Here is a 16799-nt window from a genome sequence, read left to right on the forward strand (position 1 = left end):
AATGAACAAAATATACAAGACAAGCCTTATAGCCGTATTATCAGTCGTCTCTGCGATGGCGATTGTCGGCAATGCAGCATCGACGGGCGGTGTTACCGGTATGATGCGTCCGCTTTATGGCACTGCCGATACAGCCGTACAGAAGGGTGCTGCTGATACAACAGCTGTTGCCAATCCTGCTGACCTTGGTACTGAACTGTCGGAGCCGACACGTGGGAGCATCGTCGATGAGGTGGTGTGGGTAGTAGGCGATGAGCCTATTCTTATGTCGGACATCGAGGCTACACGCCTGCAGGGCTCGGCTGAGGGCCATGACTTCGGTGACAATGCCGACTGCACAATACCGGAGCAGATTGCTGTTCAGAAGCTCTTCTTGCATCAGGCCGCACTCGACAGTATCGAGGTGTCGGAATCGGAGATAACCCAGGGTGTCGATCAGCAGATGAATTATTTCATACAGATGGCCGGCGGTTCAAAAGAACGCCTTGAGCAGTATCGCCACGAGACGATTTCCCAGATGCGTCAGGAACTTCATGATGAGTATAAGAATAGTATGCTCGTTCAGAAAATGCGACAGAAACTCGTGGAAGATATTTCTGTGTCACCGGCCGAAGTCCGCAGCTATTTCAAGAACATGCCTGCCGACAGTCTGCCGAAAATTCCTACGACCGTAGAGGTGGAGATTCTTACTCAGACACCTAAGCCTACTCCCGAGGAGGTGAATAGAATTAAGAATGAGTTGCGCGAATTTACCGACCGTATTAATAAAGGTGAGATTTCGTTTGCAACGTTGGCAAGTCTTTATTCTGAGGATACAGGGTCTGCGCGTCAGGGCGGTGAGATTGGATATACCGGCCGTGGAATGCTTGACCCGGCTTTCGCGGCTGCGGCCTTCAATCTGACGGACCCTAAGAAGGTGTCGAAGATAGTTGAGTCGGAATTCGGCTACCATATCATTCAACTCATCGACCGCCGTGGTGACCGCATCAACTGCCGGCATATCCTTCTGAAACCGCGTATCGGTCAGCCTGCAATAGACAAAGCGGAGAGTCGTCTCGACTCTATCGGCAATGACATCAGGGCCGGAAAGTTCACTTTCGAGGATGCTGTTGGCTATCTCTCGGATGATAAGGATACAAAGAACAACAACGGACTCCTTGCCAACTCCACACAGACGGAGCGCACATCGAGATTCCACATGAAGGACCTGCCTTCTGAAATCGCTAAGGTCGTCGACACAATGAAAGTCGGTGAGGTGTCAAGAGCGTTCCAGATGGTCAGTGAACGTGGTAAGGTGGTGTGCCTGATATGTAAGCTCAAAAGCCGTGTTGACGAGCATCGCGCTACCATAGCTGAGGATTTCCAGGATATGAAGAATATCGTTCTTGCCAAGCGGAAGGAAGACACTCTGCAACAGTGGGTTGAGAAGAAGATTAAAGATACCTATGTAAGGATGCTTCCGGAGTACAAGAATTGTAAGTTCCAATATGAAGGATGGGTGAAAGACCAATGATCAATAATAGTCATAAGACGATAACGAACTGGCATAGAATCATTTACATTGTGGTTCTATGCTTGTTTGTCATTGGACTACCCCAACAGTCCGATGCTCAAGGCAGTGGTAAGGGAAAGACTAAGAAGAAAGCCGAGTGGGTATATCTTGATCATGCCGACGACTTGAAATTCGATCAGGCTACTCGTCCCGGTGTGCAGATTGCCAAGGGCAATGTCCGGTTTCGCTTCGAGGACAACACTCTTTCTTGTGACAGTGCCTTCTTCAACCAGATTTCGAATACTTTCGATGCGATGGGGCATGTGAAGATGCACCGTGGCACAGGCAATGTCAGCTTGTCGTCGGTGCGTGCCAGCTATAACAGCCTGTCCAAGATTTTCACCGCTTCTAAGCATGTCGTCATGACTCAGCCAGGCAATTCGCTCCATTGTGATAGCCTTATATATAATGTGGAATCGCATACCGCTAATTATTATGGCAATGGCCGGCTGTCGGGCAATGGTGCCACGGTCACATCGGAGCAAGGCGACTACAACACAAAGACGCACGATGCTCATTTCACAGGCCATAGAGTTGTTTTGCACAGCCCTGAATATACGGTTACGACACCATCGCTCAACTATAATACCCAGACCAAAAAGGGACATGTCCAAGGTAAATCGGTTATACGTACTGCCGCCGGAGAGGTCGTCCATACTGATAATGCCGATTTCGATGGAATATCTCATGGATTTACAACTCACGGCCATTCAACCGTGACATCGCACGAACGGGATATTGAAGGCGACAATATGACTTACGACCGTTCTACCGGACGAGGCGAGGGGCATGGTCATGTGAAAGTCGTCGATAAGCAGGGCGGCCGCACGATTACGGGTGATAACGTTAAATTCCGTACAGCAAATGTGTATAAGAACGGAAAACCCCGTAACGAGGTTGTGGCCTTCGAGGGTGACGGTCATTCGGTTATCGTTGACCGACCTGCACAGCGCACCATCAAGGGCGACTACCTGAGCTATAATGCCCAGACCAAAGAGGGGTATGGAAAAGGCCATGTCGACTATATTGATCATCTGAAGAAAAATGCTTTCCTTGGAGATTATGTACATTATACCGAGCTACATGCCATCGCCTATGGTCATGCCATCGTCAAGGATTTCTCACAGAGTGCCAATGGCGACACCCTTTTCGTCCATGCCGATACGCTGAAGATGAGGGGTAAGGTTGTCGACAAGCCCGTTATCGGTGCTTTCTCGGGCGACACACTCCGGATGGAAAAGGATACAGTAAGAACCTTTTACGGCATTGGCAACGTTAGGGCCTTTCGCAGCGACGTGCAGGCCGTCTGCGGGCTGTTGGTCGGATTTACCGGCGACTCCACCATGACCATGTATCAGGACCCGATAGTCTGGACCGGACAACGGCAGCTCGTCGGCGATTCCATCCGCTGTTTCATGAACGACTCCACTATAAGGGAGGCCCATGTCATGGGTAACGCAATGTCGATAGAGCAGATGCCCGACGGCGAGCATTACAATCAGATTTCATCGAAGAGGATATATGGCTATTTCGTTGACGGCAAAATACGCTGCAGTGAGGCCTTCGGTAATGTACTCGTAGTATTCTATCCCGTTGACGATAAGGACAGCTCGCTGATTGGACTCAACTACACAGAGACCGACACCATGCGTGCGTTTATGTCTCCGGACAGAAAACTACAGAAGATTTGGATGCCGAAATCGAGCGGCACGCTGTATCCTATGAACCAGATTCCCGCCGACAAACTCAAGTTGCGGGGCTTTGCATGGTACGATTATATCCGTCCGCTCGACAAACATGATATTTTCCGCCATGCCAGTAAGGGCGATAAGTCGCAGCAGCGTCAGGTTCGCATTCCTCCGCCGCCATTGCAGTATGTCGGCGGGAAAGGGCATAACGGCCGGAACGGTAACGCCGGCAACACTGCCACGGTGGTGACCAGTAGCGGCACACGACGGCAGATAGTATATCCTGCCACACCTGTGGGCCATCCGTCGGTCGAGGAGGTGCGGCCATGAGTTTCTTCAGCCAGCCCAAACCGCGTAGGTTCCATCACCAGCCGATATTCTACGATGAGCATACCGACAGGGTTAAGAACATTGAGAGACGGGCCCGCAAGGAACTTGGCCTTGATAGCACTCCTGAGTCCCGTCGTGAAAGCCTCCGTGGAGTCTTTACCAATGATGTGAGGGAGAAACGCCAGCGTCGAGGAATGATTAAGCGTAATGCACTGATTAACAATACTGGTGCTGTGATAGTCATCATCCTGGTGCTCCTTCTTTTCTGGATTTATTTAAGTAAGTAGACAATGAGTGACGTAATACAACTTTTACCGGACAGCGTAGCTAACCAGATTGCCGCCGGCGAGGTCATCCAGCGACCTGCGTCGGTGATTAAGGAACTGGTCGAGAACGCCGTTGATGCCGGTGCACACCATATCGATGTCCTTGTCACTGATGCCGGCCGTACAGCTATTCAGGTCATCGACGATGGCAAGGGTATGTCGGAAACTGATGCCCGTCTGGCCTTTGAGCGTCATGCCACCTCGAAGATTCGTAAGGCCGACGACCTGTTCACGCTCCACACTATGGGCTTCCGTGGTGAGGCCTTGCCGTCGATAGCCGCTGTGGCACAGGTGGAACTGCGCACGCGTCAGGCCAACGATGATATTGGAACCCATTTGTCTATCTCGGCAAGCAGGGTGACAGGACAAGAACCGTGCTCGTGTCCCGTAGGCAGCAATTTCCTTGTTGAGAATCTCTTTTTCAACGTCCCCGCACGCCGGAAGTTTCTGAAATCGAATACCACGGAACTGAATAATATCATAACCGCTTTCCAGCGGATTGTGCTGGTATATCCTGATATCTCCTTCACCCTCCGTAGCAACGGTGTTGAGGTGTTCAATCTCCCTGCGAGCAACGTCCATAAGCGTATTGCAGATGTCTTCGGCAAGAAAATCGACCAGGAGATAATTCCTCTCGGGGTCCAGACAACGCTGTGCAATGTCTCTGGATTTGTCGGCAAACCGGAGTCGGCAAAAAAGCGGGGAGTGCGCCAGTTCTTCTTCGTCAACGGGCGGTTCATGAAGCATCCTTATTTCAATAAGGCTGTACAGTCGGCCTTTGAACGTCTGATATCCACAGGCGACCAGGTGCCATATTTTATCTATTTCGATGTGGCTCCTGAGAATATCGATGTGAACATCCATCCAACTAAGACGGAGATAAAATTCGAGAACGAGCAGGCTGTGTGGCAGATTCTTGCTGCTGCCGTCAAGGATGCCGTCGGAAAGTTCAGCGAGGTGCCGACAATAGACTTCGATACCGAGGGACGCCCCGACATCCCCGTGTTCAACCCTTCGGCCACAGCCTCTGCCCCTAAAGTTAATTACGATAAGTCTTACAACCCGTTCAAGAACAATGCCGTCGAGATGCCGCAGATGCAAACCTCGGCACCGCGCAACTGGGAGAGCCTTTATGAGGGGCTGAGGCGCGAGACGGGAAAGGAGAACTCTTTATTCCCGGCAGAGGAAGAGTCGACAGCCGCCAACGACATCATTGCCGAGAAGTCGCCGGCCCACTATCAGTATAAGGGCACATACATTATGACTGCCGTGAAATCGGGCCTGATGATTATCGACCAGCACCGCGCCCATGTGCGAATACTCTATGAACGCTATCTCGGACAGCTCCGTGACAAGCACCGTATGCCGCAGAAGGAGCTATTCCCCGAGGTCGTCCATTTCTCACCATCAGAGGCTGTTACCCTGCAGCGCGTACTACCCGAGATTACGAACCTCGGCTTCGAGTTGACCGATATGGGCGACAACAGCTATGCCGTTAATGCCGTCCCCGCCGGTCTTGAGGGCATTGATGTCGTAAAACTCGTTACTGCAATGGTCGACTCCGCCGTCGGTCATGAGTCGTCGGTGGTCGACGACATTAACCGTTCGTTGGCCCTCAGCCTCGCGCGCAATGCCGCCATCCCGCAGGGTCAGGTGCTCAGTAACGACGAGATGGAGAATATCATCAACAGCCTTTTCGCCTGCGGCAACGTGAATTATACTCCCGACGGCAAGCGAATACTCGCCATTTTTGGCCAACAGGATATTGACAGACTCTTGGGATAGTCCACAGCGTAAGCTCTGGGCGTTCCCAAGAGTTTTTTTGTGCCTACCTTTTTTGCCCGTTTCTCCGTTCCTCCACCTTGCCGAATACTGTTTGTGTCACTCCGTAAACTCTTCTGCTATCTTGTACATCATGAAACCGCGGCAAGCTCATGGTAACAATTTGTTAATTTGTTGTGTATGTTTTGTTCACGGACCTTATTTTCCCCTTAATATTATTTGTACCCTTGACTATTTCTTTCTACTTTTGCACCATAAAAATTTGCAGGACAGTGGCTTTCAAGGTAATGATATTTGTTCAATTTGTTGAAAAAATCACATTTGTAACCAATTTTTTCATTAAAAAAGATGAAAATTAAAGAAATTATTGCTACCTTTGTCCGCAGTCTAAGGAATTGGTGATTAAACTCAGTATTATTAGAATATAAATATTCATTTTTAATAGGTTATGAAAAATTTATTGATTGCTTTGGCATTTGTAGGCGTCTCTGCAACATCGTTTGCTCAGACCAACAGTGTTATTGCCAACAAGAGTAGTGTAGCAACTAACTCTTTCTGGAACAACTGGTTTGTTCAGGGTGGTGTTGACTGGAACGTATGGTACTCCGACCAGGAGCACGGTCAGAATCTTACACGGAACCCATTCAAGAGTTTCCGTGGTGTTCCCGGCATAGCAGTAGCTGTAGGTAAGTGGTTCACTCCTGGTCTCGGACTCCGTGTTAAGGGTCAGGGTATCTGGGGCCGCCGCGTTGACGATGATTCACACTTGCAGGGCACTCACAAGAAGGGCAACAAGTACTGGCTGATCAACGGCGACGCTCTCTTCAACGTCAGCAATATGGTCGTCGGTTACAATCCTAAGCGTTTCTACAACCTCGTTCCGTTCGTAGGAGCTGGTATCGGCCGTTGTATGTCGACAGACTTCTATGGCATGTATCTCCGCGCAGGTATCCTGAATGAGTTCCGAGTGTCGAAGAACATCGCAATCAACCTCGAGTTCGGTTGGAACCGTATTGAGGGCGACATCGATGGCTCTGGCTCAGGAACCGGTCGTGGATGGATCTCGCACGATAATAATGTCTATGGCGAGTTGGGTCTGACCTACAGCCTTGGTAAGACTTCTTGGAATGTCACTCCGGATGTCGATGCTATCAATGCAGAGCATCAGGCTGCTATCGACGCTCTTAACGCTAAGCTGCGTGATGCTGAGAATGAGAACTCTAATCTCCGCAACCAGCTGAGAACACAGCCTAAGACCGAGACCGTTACGAAGTCTATCAAGGAGCTTATCTCTACTCCGGTATCTGTATTCTTCGAGCTTAACAAGACCAACGTTGCATCGCAGAAGGACCTTGTCAACGTCCGCGCTCTGGCTAAGTATGCTAAGGAGAACAACCGCAAGATCCTCGTCACTGGTTATGCCGACAGTGCTACCGGTACTAAGGAGATCAACCACAAGCTGTCTGTCAGCCGTGCTGAGACTGTCAAGGCAGAACTCGTGAAGATGGGTATCCCTGCCGAGAATATCTCTGTCAAGGGCCTCGGTGGTGTTGAGCAGCTCTCGCCGATTTCATTCAACCGCCGTGCTACGGTTCAGATTATCGACTAATATTCTATCCAGACTTTCATAGTCTATATGCTGAAGGGCATTTCCTCATGTCGGGGAGATGCCCTTTTCGCATCTCTGCACTACGCGTTGGGCCTCAATTTCGTTCTACGGATAATCTACGGTTAAATCAACAATCATAAATTGGGACCAAAACCTATAAGTCCCTTTGTGTTAGCACCAAGGGCTTAGTCCCTGTCGTATCCTCCTCCGTCGGATCTTGGTGCTGCCATTGCAAGCGCAAGGGGTTTTATTTTGTTTTTGTCAGAAGAGAATGCGCATCTCCGCCATCCTACTTATTTATGAATATCTACTCCCAATCTTTGAAAAGCGCAATCGTGATTTCGTTTCCCTTGTAATTAGGTTTCAAGGGATTTTTCCCTTGGGTTAGAGGAAAAGAGATTTGCATATATAATAATGTGTACTGATAATCGGAATTGCTCACCGGAGATATACGGGCTGTCGTAATAATGTTGGTTTTTTATTTCGCTGCAAAGGTACATAATTTTTTCCCCGAATCCAAATTTTAGGGGTATAGAAAGGGGTATAGAATGGTGGCTATATGTATGTCGTTGACAATGAGAGGCTTATTGACTTGCTGCATATATTCCGTGGTTTCTTGGTACTACAGGAAAGCCCCGACGGGGCTTAATTCTCAGTAGCCAGCGACCGCAGTTTGGGGTAGAAACGCCGCACGAAACAATCACGACCAGCCTCGAAGAGGTTGAACAGCGGTTTGTGCAAAAATTCCTGTGGTAAGGATAAACGCGCACTCTCCTGACTTCGTCAATGCGCCACCGCAAATTATAGCGCATAGCTGATGCGATTGATGTTCATAAGTAAGAGGGCGGGGATGTAGACTCTCTTCAGGAAAAATACAAATCAAAGGCGGTGATGCAGGCTCTCTTCAGGGAAAACAAATAAAACCACTTGCGTACACTACCTGATATTCTATTCAAACCACTGATTCTAAGATGTTTGCAGCACTCGGCGCCGTTGGGGCGGGGTTTATCCCCGCCCTCGCAGCTGCGTTATATTTGTTTTGTATATAGTCCGCAGCTGGTAGGGTGGGGATAACCCCCACCCCTACTGGTGGATGTGTGCAACGCATTAATTATCAATGTGTTGCCAGCGTGCTCGTTTTATCACAAACCTCTTGTTCTTGTCCTCTTTTTTCATACATAAAACATTTTGTGTAATAGGGTGGGGATTTATTTGTATTTTTGGCACTCTTTTTGTATTTTTGCAACGTAATCTGAAGAATCAATTCAGACTAATCCTAAAACGAATCACAGACTTTCAAAACGTCTGACACTTCAAAACAAATCAAATTATGAGGAAATTTTATCTACTAACGCTTCTGGCTTTCATCCCACTTTTAGCGTTTTCGGCCGACCGCGAGCGGCTGAACTTCAATGGCGGGTGGCTCATGCACGTCGGTGATGTGACCGATGGCGAAGGTGCGGCCTACAACGACGCAAGCTGGAAACCAGTGACCCTGCCACGCGCTTTCAACGAAGATGAGGCTTTCCGCGTGAGCATCGAGAACCTCACCGACACCGTCGTCTGGTACCGTAAGCACTTCACCGTCAGCGATATAAAGCGACGAAAATTCTTCATCGAGTTTGAGGGCGTCCGTTTCGGAGCCGACTTCTGGCTCAACGGCCATAAGCTGGGCATCTCCGAGAATGGCGTTATGGCCAGTGGTTTCGACCTCACGCCATATATCCGTAAAGGCTCTAACGTCATAGCCGTCCGCACCGACAACAGCTGGGACTACCGCGAGCGTGCCACCGGACAGCGCTACCAGTGGAACGACAAGAATTTCAACGCCAACTATGGTGGAATACCCAAGAACGTGTGGCTGCACGTCACCGGCCTTCTCTATCAGACCCTACCCCTCTATTCGTCGCTCCAGACCACCGGAACCTATATCTATGGCACCGACTACGATATTGCCGGTCGGGCCGTCACCGTTAATGCAGAGTCGCAGGTGCGCAACGACGACCGACGGCCGCGCTCCTTCACCTTCGTCTGTAAGGTTATGGATGCCGATGGCCGTCAGATAGGCTCTTTCACTGGTGATCGCTGCACTCTTCAGCCCGGTCAGACACGCACCGTGAAGGTCAGCGGCCGCCTCGCCGGAGTCCACTTCTGGTCGTGGGGCTATGGCTATCTCTACACCGTGAAGACCCTCCTTCAGGCTGACGACGGCACCACTGTCGATGCTAATTCCGTCCGTACAGGCTTCCGCAAGACCCGTTTCGGCGACGGAAAGATATGGCTCAACGACCGTGTGATGATGGTCCACGGCTATGCTCAGCGCTCCTCCAACGAGTGGCCAGGCGTAGGTATCGACGTGCCGGCGTGGCTCTCCGACTACAGCAACGGCCTCCAGGTGGCTTCGGGAGGTAATATGGTGCGATGGATGCACGTCACACCGTCGAAACAGGACATCGAGAGCTGTGACCGCATGGGACTGCCCGAGGCTATGCCCGCCGGTGATGCCGAGAAGGATGTCGACGGACGGCGGTGGGAGCAGCGCGTGATGCTCATGCGTGATGCCATCATCTACAACCGCAACAACCCCAGCATACTCTTCTACGAGGGTGGCAACAAAGCCATCTCGCGTCAGCACATGATAGAATTGAAGGCTGTCCGCGACGAGTACGACCCCTACGGCGGACGCGCCATCGGCAGTCGTGAGATGCTTGATGTCGACGAGGCTGAATATGGTGGCGAGATGTTGTATATCAACAAAAGCCGTAAACGCCCCATGTGGTCGATGGAATACTGTCGCGACGAGGGACTCCGAAAGTACTGGGACTCATATAGTTATCCCTATCATAAGGAAGGCGACGGCCCCCTCTACCGTGGCAAGCCGGCCCTGGAATATAACCATAACCGTGACGCTATGGCCTGCGAGCTCGTACGCCGGTGGAACGAATACTGGCAGGAACGGCCCGGAACGGGATCGCGGGTGAGCTCCGGAGGTGTGAAAATAGTCTTCTCCGACACCAACACGCACCACCGTGGCGAGTTGAACTACCGCACCAGTGGTGTTGTCGACGCGATGCGCATACCAAAGGACGGTTTTTTCGCCCATCAGGTGATGTGGGACGGATGGGTGAACCCCGAAAAGAGCCACACATATATAATAGGTCACTGGAACTATCCCGCAGGAACGGTCAAACCCGTATATGTCGTTTCGACGGCCGACAGCGTCAGCCTCACCGTCAATGGCAAGGATCAGGGACGCCCCCGGCGCTCCGACACCTTCCTGTTCACCTTCGACAGCATTAGATATGAGCCCGGAACCATCGAGGCCGTGAGCTATCATAACGGCAGGGAGGTTAGCCGCTACGCTATCGAAACGGCCGGAGCCCCTGACCATCTGCGACTTACGACCATTCAGAATCCGCTCGGCTTCAAGGCCGATGGTGCCGATATGGCTCTCGTTCAGGTTGAGGTCGTCGACAAAGCCGGCCGTCGCTGTCCGCTCGACAACAGGATGATACACTTCAGTCTTGACGGCAACGGCGAGTGGTTGGGCGGTATTGCCGTCCGACCGTCACAGTCCCATGCTGCCTCCGCGCCTTCCGCCGCCGACCGTGCCGCCCGCAAGGCCAATGGACTCCTCGATGCCGGCGACAGCGAGAACCCGTCCGACAACTACATCCGTGCCACGTCGCTGCCCGTGGAGTGCGGTGTCAACCGTGTGCTCGTCAGGAGTACCACCACCGCCGGGGCGATGACGCTCGCCGCCCGCGCCGATAGTCTGCCGTCGTCTGCCGTCACCCTCACTACCGAGGCCGTCGACGTACCCCGTTATGCTGCCGATATGCTTCTGCCCGTCAGTCTCGTACGTGGTGAGACACCTGCTGGACCGTCCTACGAGGATGTCAAGACGGAGATTGCCGCTGTAGCCGTCGTGGCAGGATCGAACAGCAGTGATGCCGCTAAGTCGTTTGACGACAATGAATTGACGGAGTGGCAGAGCGACGGCACTCGTGAGAACGCATGGATAGAATATACCCTCGCCGAGAAGGCTCCTGTCGACGAGATTACGCTGAAACTCACCGGCTGGCGCTCAAAGCGTTATCCCCTCGCTGTCTACGAAGGTGGACAGAAGGTATGGGAGGGTGTCACGGAGCCCTCGCTCGGCTATGTGCACATAAAAATCGGTAAGCCTCTGAATTCCAACAAGATAAGAATCCGGATGCTCGGCCCTACCACCGACAAGACAGAACTCGGCGACACTGCCGAGCTTGCGGGCGGTAAGGCTGGCGAACTCGACCGGCTGGCCGCAGCTAACGGGAAGGTAACGCTACGCATCGTCGAGGCCGACTTCCTGGTAAACAGAAAATAACCCGCGGTCCTCAGCATGGGATAGCACTCTGCAACACTTTGACAATTAATATGTTGGCGCATTCGGCTGCCATGGGGTATCCCCATCTTGCTGCCATGTTGTACATTTTCTTCTGTCAATGCAAAGCCCCGTCGGGGCTGGTAGTTCGCTATCTTCTGCCCTTTTTGTGGTGGAAAACGAGGACTTATTGGCAGATTTTTCCTAACTTTGCACGCAAATATAAACAACGATAGGTATTTATGGACAAGAAAAATCACAGGTTCCTGCGGGTGAACTATAAGATGTATACAACGAAAGACGGAGTTACAAAATTGGTTGAAAAGACTGACGGTTTCAAACCGCTGACATTCTATAGCGGTATCGGCATGGTGCTTGAGGGCTTCGAGAATGGCATCTTGAAGCATGCCGATGACGGTTCGTTCGACTTCACGCTCAGTCCTTCGGAGGCTTATGGCGAGTATGACGCGGAGGGTGTGATGGCCCTCGATAAGCAACAGTTCTTGCGCGATGGCGTTCTCGATTCCACTTTAATACATGTCGACGCCTATATTCCGTTGAATGACGCCGATGGTAAGATGATTTTTGGTCGTGTGACCAGGATTACTGATACTGACGTGGTGGTTGACCTCAATCATCCGTTGGCTGGTTTCACCGTTAGTTTCAAGGGCACGGTGGAGACCGACCGCGACGCTACAGACGACGAAATCCAGCAGTTCCTCGATCAGCAGCAAGCCCACCACTGCGGCCACTGCGGTGGTGGCGGCTGCCATAGCGGTGATGACGGTGATGGCTGCGGCTGTCATGGCGACTGCCATGGTGGCGATGGCGGTGATGGCTGCGGTTGTCATGGTGACTGCCATAGCGACGATGGCGGTGATGGCTGCGGCTGTCATGATGGTGGCTGTTGCAATAAGGGCTGACCATCTGTTTTTATCGGCTACCAGTCGGTTTCTGCCACAACGTCAATAAGAATCCACTAAGGTGGCACTGGATATTTTCCGTGGAATCATAGAGAGTGGAAATATAAATCTTTATACTGTCATTATCGCTTAGTCTGGCCAACGAGCGATTCAACTTCGGAGTAGCGGTTAATTGCAAGTGTAAGAGAACCCGCTGAAACCTGCTGGTAGCGCTTTTATATTGTAAAAGTATTTCAATCGAAAGGTGGTTCTGTACCACCTTTCTTTCGCCTTGATTATCAATGACTTATGAAACAGGCCGTTTTGCGTTGCAAAACGGTCCGTTTTAGAGCCTCAAACGGCCTGTTTCATCTTGCGAAACGGTCTGTTTCGCAAGCCGAAATGGCATGTATTAAAATGCTGTCAAGATATTTCGCACAATCGAGCTTGCTCGCAAGGCTATCCCTTAGCTTTAGACCCATTGCTCCTTGGGGAGCATAAGCATGACCATGATTTTCTTTTCCCTTTTTCCGTTTGAAAATGCCGCGGGCATATAACCGCACTGGAAGTTAAAAGTGGTAAACGGGGTATGAACAGCGGACTGCCTAATTTTGTGGAGCATTTCCATCCGGAGCGTTCGTTGGTCATTGGTACGAACGGGATAAGCCTTTCTGACTTCTTTTCGGCCAGTGTTGAGGATGTCATAGCGTAGTTCAGACCATTGTGGGCAAGGAAATATTGCTTTGGAATGGGAACTGGAAGGCTGCTGTGGCAGGGCCTCCAAAAGCTAATCCGATTTTTAGTTGCACGGTAGCCCTTATAGGGATTGTGCGTTCTCTAATTCGCCTATCTGCTTGATTAACAGATAATATCATGTCGTGGTAGCGCCCGGATTCCACTTCGTCGCAGTGGGTTGATTTCGTGGTGGAATAAAATTTTTTAGAAAAAAGTCGGCAAAATATTTGGAAACCGAGAAAAAAGTTAGTACCTTTGCAACCGCTTACGAAAAGCAGGGCGTTTAGCTCAGTTGGTTTAGAGCATCTGCCTTACAAGCAGAGGGTCGGCGGTTCGAATCCGTCAACGCCCACTGGGGTGTTTTCCCCGTGGTCCTTCGGGATTGCGGGGAATTTTGATATTTATATTTAACAGTCGTATTCAGCTTACAAACTATTACATTTACCGCAACATATTTTATTTTTAGTCTTATTATATTTTAATGTAAGAATTTTACGAAGAATTCGTTTGGCTTTTCAAAGAAAATCATTAATTTTGCACCATATTAATACGTATTAGCAAGAGAAAGCATCATGAGTCTTGACACACTAACAGCCATCTCGCCTATTGATGGCCGGTACAGAGGAAAAACAGAGAAACTGGCCGATTACTTTTCGGAGTATGCACTTATCAGGTATCGCGTGCGCGTGGAGATAGAGTATTTTATCTCGCTCTGCGAACTGCCGTTGCCTCAACTGAAAGGTTTCGACCATAGTCTTTTCGAGCGTCTTCGCGACATCTACCGCAACCTTGACGAAAAGGATGCGGCACGCGTGAAGGAAATCGAGAAAACCACCAACCACGACGTAAAGGCCGTGGAATACTTCATCAAGGAGGAGTTTGACAAGATTGGCGGTCTCGACCGATACAAGGAGTTCGTCCACTTCGGTCTGACATCGCAGGATATCAATAACACCAGTTTCCCACTGATGATTAAGGACGCGCTTACCGATGTTTATTATCCCGCCGTGGAGGAGCTCATCGGACAGCTGCAGACCTATGCTGAGGAGTGGAAGGACGTGGCCATGCTCGCCAAAACACACGGACAACCGGCATCGCCGACACGTCTGGGCAAGGAGATTGAGGTGTACGTCTACCGCCTCACGGAACAGCTGAAGTCGCTGAAGGCATGCCACTTCACTGCTAAGTTCGGTGGTGCTACGGGCAACTACAACGCCCATCATGTGGCATATCCTGACTACGACTGGAGAAAATTCGGCGACAAGTTCGTCAGCGAGAAGTTAGGGCTGGAGCGCGAGCAGTGGACGACGCAGATAAGCAACTACGACCACTTAGGCAGCATATTTGATGCCATCCGCCGTATCAACACGATCATCATCGACCTCGACCGCGATTTTTGGATGTATATCTCGATGGAATACTTCAAGCAGAAGATTAAGGCCGGTGAGGTAGGGTCGAGTGCCATGCCCCACAAGGTGAACCCCATCGACTACGAGAACAGCGAGGGTAACCTCGGACTCTCCAACGCCATTCTACAGTTCCTCGCCGCCAAGCTCCCCGTGAGCCGTCTGCAGCGCGACCTGACCGACTCGACGGTGCTCCGCAACATCGGTGTGCCTCTCGGCCACAGCATCATTGCCATACAGAGCACGCTCAAGGGCCTGCGCAAGCTTATATTAAATAAGGAGAAAATCGACGAGGACCTCGACAACACATGGGCCGTCGTCGCTGAGGCTCTGCAGACCATCCTGCGCCGTGAGGAGTATCCTCATGCCTATGAGACGCTGAAGGGACTGACACGTACGAACAGTGCCATTACCGAGAAGACTATCCACGACTTCATCAAGACTCTTGATGTCAGCGATGAGGTAAAGGCCGAGATGATGGCTGTCACACCGCATAACTATACAGGTATTTAATAATATTATATTTTAACTATTAACATTCTGACAGCCGTGAGGCTGGAGTATTAATTAAGAAGTACTATTATGGCAGAAGATTTAGAGAACAAAGAGGGTTTGTCTTCAGAAACGAAAGACACTAACCGTGAGGGTTATTCAGCCGGACAATCGAGCAGTTTCCATCAAGACAGTCCTGCGGGCCGTCCTAAGCGCCAGCGCATCCGCATTCCACGCGCCTACAGCTCCGATCATCAGAGCACAGGACGCAAGCCGACTGAGGGCGGATTCCGTCCTGAGGGCTTCGGTGCCGGACTGCAGAGCAGCAACGAGGGCAGCCGTGAACGTCAGGGTGGCTATCAGAGTCGTGGCGGCTATCAGAGTCGTGGCGGCTACCAGAGCAACCGTGGCGGCTACCAGAGCAACCGTGGCGGATACCAAAGTAACCGTGGCGGATATCAGAGCAATCGTGGCGGCTACCAGAGCCGTGGCGGTTATCAGGGTGGTCGTGGTGGCTACCAGAGCAACCGTGGCGGTGGCTATCATCGTAATTATGATAATAATCAGGTCAATCCTGAGAACGGTGAGGCAGCAGAGAACAGCTATCAGAGCCGTGGCGGATACCAGCCGCGTCAGGGTGGCTATCAGAGCCGTGGCGACTATCAGCCACGCCAGAATACATATCAGAGCCGTGGATACCAGAACCGTGGCGGCTATCAGGGCGGTCGCGGAGGCTACCAGAGCAACCGTGGTGGCTATCAGAGCAACCGTGGCGGTTACGGTCAGGGTGGCGGCTACCGTCGTCATACCGCTGACTACGACCCGAACGCAAAATATTCGATGAAGAAGCGCATCGAATATAAAGAGGATAACATCGACCCGAACGAGCCAATCCGTCTGAACAAGTTCCTCGCCAACGCCGGTGTCTGCTCGCGCCGCGAGGCCGACGAGTTCATCCAGGCAGGTGCAGTGAAGGTGAACGACGAGGTGGTTACAGAACTCGGAACAAAGGTACTGCGCTCCGATAAGGTGCTCTTCCACGACCAGCCGGTGACAATAGAGAAGAAGGTCTACGTGCTGCTGAACAAGCCTAAGGACTACGTCACTACCAGTGATGACCCGCAGAACCGCAAGACGGTGATGGACCTCGTTAAGGATGCTTGTCCGGAACGTATCTATCCTGTGGGACGTCTCGACAGAAATACTACCGGCGTACTGCTTCTCACCAACGACGGCGACCTCGCTTCGAAACTCACTCACCCAAAATTCCTCAAGAAGAAGGTGTATCATGTGTTCCTCGATAAGCCGGTGTCGGCCAACGACTTGCAGAAGATTTCGGACGGTATCGAGCTCGAGGACGGTGTCATCAAGGCTGATGCCATCGACTATCCTGATCCTGAGGACCAGAAGCAGGTGGGTATCGAGATTCACAGCGGCAAGAACCGTATCGTGCGCCGTATCTTCGAGAGCCTCGGCTATCGCGTAGTTAAACTCGACCGTGTGCAGTTCGCCGGTCTGACAAAGAAGAATGTCCGCCGTGGCGACTGGCGTTTCCTCACCGAGAAGGAAGTGGAGATGCTGCGCATGGGCGCTTTTGAATAAGTAAAACACAAA

10 protein-coding genes and 1 tRNA gene are annotated in these 16799 nt (G+C 51.3%); all 11 read left to right on the plus strand.

All coding sequences use genetic code 11. The features are described 5' to 3' along the window. Position 1: 1 nt before the first annotated feature. The 11 genes from LDN30_RS03045 to LDN30_RS03090 all read left to right on the plus strand — a co-directional run bounded on the left by LDN30_RS03045 (position 2) and on the right by LDN30_RS03090 (position 16787). Positions 2-1513 (plus strand): peptidylprolyl isomerase, encoded by a 1512-nt coding sequence (locus LDN30_RS03045; RefSeq protein ID WP_223928701.1) that lies wholly within the window; start codon positions 2-4, stop codon positions 1511-1513. Continuing rightward, on the plus strand, positions 1510-3570 hold the full coding sequence (locus LDN30_RS03050) for an OstA-like protein (protein WP_223928702.1): 2061 nt from the start codon (positions 1510-1512) through the stop codon (positions 3568-3570). Before LDN30_RS03045 ends, LDN30_RS03050 begins: the two co-directional genes overlap by 4 nt. Next, a complete protein-coding gene (locus LDN30_RS03055; RefSeq protein WP_223928703.1) occupies positions 3567-3857 on the plus strand; it encodes a hypothetical protein in 291 nt (96 codons plus the stop codon). Before LDN30_RS03050 ends, LDN30_RS03055 begins: the two co-directional genes overlap by 4 nt. 3 nt (positions 3858-3860) lie before the next feature. After that, entirely contained in the window at positions 3861-5681 is a 1821-nt protein-coding gene (gene mutL, locus LDN30_RS03060) for a DNA mismatch repair endonuclease MutL (RefSeq protein WP_223928704.1), read from the plus strand. Between the two features lie 445 nt (positions 5682-6126). After that, positions 6127-7287, plus strand: a complete 1161-nt coding sequence (locus LDN30_RS03065; protein WP_223928705.1) for an OmpA family protein — start codon at positions 6127-6129, stop codon at positions 7285-7287. Between the two features lie 1330 nt (positions 7288-8617). After that, positions 8618-11653 (plus strand): glycoside hydrolase family 2 protein, encoded by a 3036-nt coding sequence (locus tag LDN30_RS03070; RefSeq protein ID WP_223928706.1) that lies wholly within the window; start codon positions 8618-8620, stop codon positions 11651-11653. 239 nt (positions 11654-11892) lie between these two features. Beyond that, a complete protein-coding gene (locus tag LDN30_RS03075; protein ID WP_223925296.1) occupies positions 11893-12573 on the plus strand; it encodes an FKBP-type peptidyl-prolyl cis-trans isomerase in 681 nt (226 codons plus the stop codon). A gap of 568 nt (positions 12574-13141) precedes the next feature. Next, positions 13142-13264, plus strand: coding sequence for a hypothetical protein (locus tag LDN30_RS16380; RefSeq protein ID WP_262901942.1), 123 nt, complete (start codon positions 13142-13144; stop codon positions 13262-13264). Between the two features lie 300 nt (positions 13265-13564). Further along, positions 13565-13639, plus strand: a tRNA-Val gene (locus tag LDN30_RS03080). A gap of 220 nt (positions 13640-13859) precedes the next feature. Beyond that, the gene (gene purB / locus LDN30_RS03085; protein WP_223925298.1) at positions 13860-15206 is read left to right on the plus strand and encodes an adenylosuccinate lyase; all 1347 of its coding nucleotides are present in this window, start codon (positions 13860-13862) and stop codon (positions 15204-15206) included. A 69-nt stretch (positions 15207-15275) separates the two neighbouring features. Further along, entirely contained in the window at positions 15276-16787 is a 1512-nt protein-coding gene (locus LDN30_RS03090) for a pseudouridine synthase (RefSeq protein ID WP_223928707.1), read from the plus strand. Positions 16788-16799 lie beyond the last annotated feature (12 nt).

It is taken from the genome of Prevotella lacticifex (genome assembly GCF_019973375.1).
Classification (GTDB): domain Bacteria; phylum Bacteroidota; class Bacteroidia; order Bacteroidales; family Bacteroidaceae; genus Prevotella; species Prevotella lacticifex.

Coding starts and splice junctions, on each gene's coding strand:
- LDN30_RS03045 (WP_223928701.1), top strand. CDS start 2: ATGAACAAAATATACAAGACAAGCCTTATAGCCGTATTATCAGTCGTC.
- LDN30_RS03050 (WP_223928702.1), top strand. CDS start 1,510: ATGATCAATAATAGTCATAAGACGATAACGAACTGGCATAGAATCATT.
- LDN30_RS03055 (WP_223928703.1), top strand. CDS start 3,567: ATGAGTTTCTTCAGCCAGCCCAAACCGCGTAGGTTCCATCACCAGCCG.
- mutL (WP_223928704.1), top strand. CDS start 3,861: ATGAGTGACGTAATACAACTTTTACCGGACAGCGTAGCTAACCAGATT.
- LDN30_RS03065 (WP_223928705.1), top strand. CDS start 6,127: ATGAAAAATTTATTGATTGCTTTGGCATTTGTAGGCGTCTCTGCAACA.
- LDN30_RS03070 (WP_223928706.1), top strand. CDS start 8,618: ATGAGGAAATTTTATCTACTAACGCTTCTGGCTTTCATCCCACTTTTA.
- LDN30_RS03075 (WP_223925296.1), top strand. CDS start 11,893: ATGGACAAGAAAAATCACAGGTTCCTGCGGGTGAACTATAAGATGTAT.
- LDN30_RS16380 (WP_262901942.1), top strand. CDS start 13,142: ATGAACAGCGGACTGCCTAATTTTGTGGAGCATTTCCATCCGGAGCGT.
- purB (WP_223925298.1), top strand. CDS start 13,860: ATGAGTCTTGACACACTAACAGCCATCTCGCCTATTGATGGCCGGTAC.
- LDN30_RS03090 (WP_223928707.1), top strand. CDS start 15,276: ATGGCAGAAGATTTAGAGAACAAAGAGGGTTTGTCTTCAGAAACGAAA.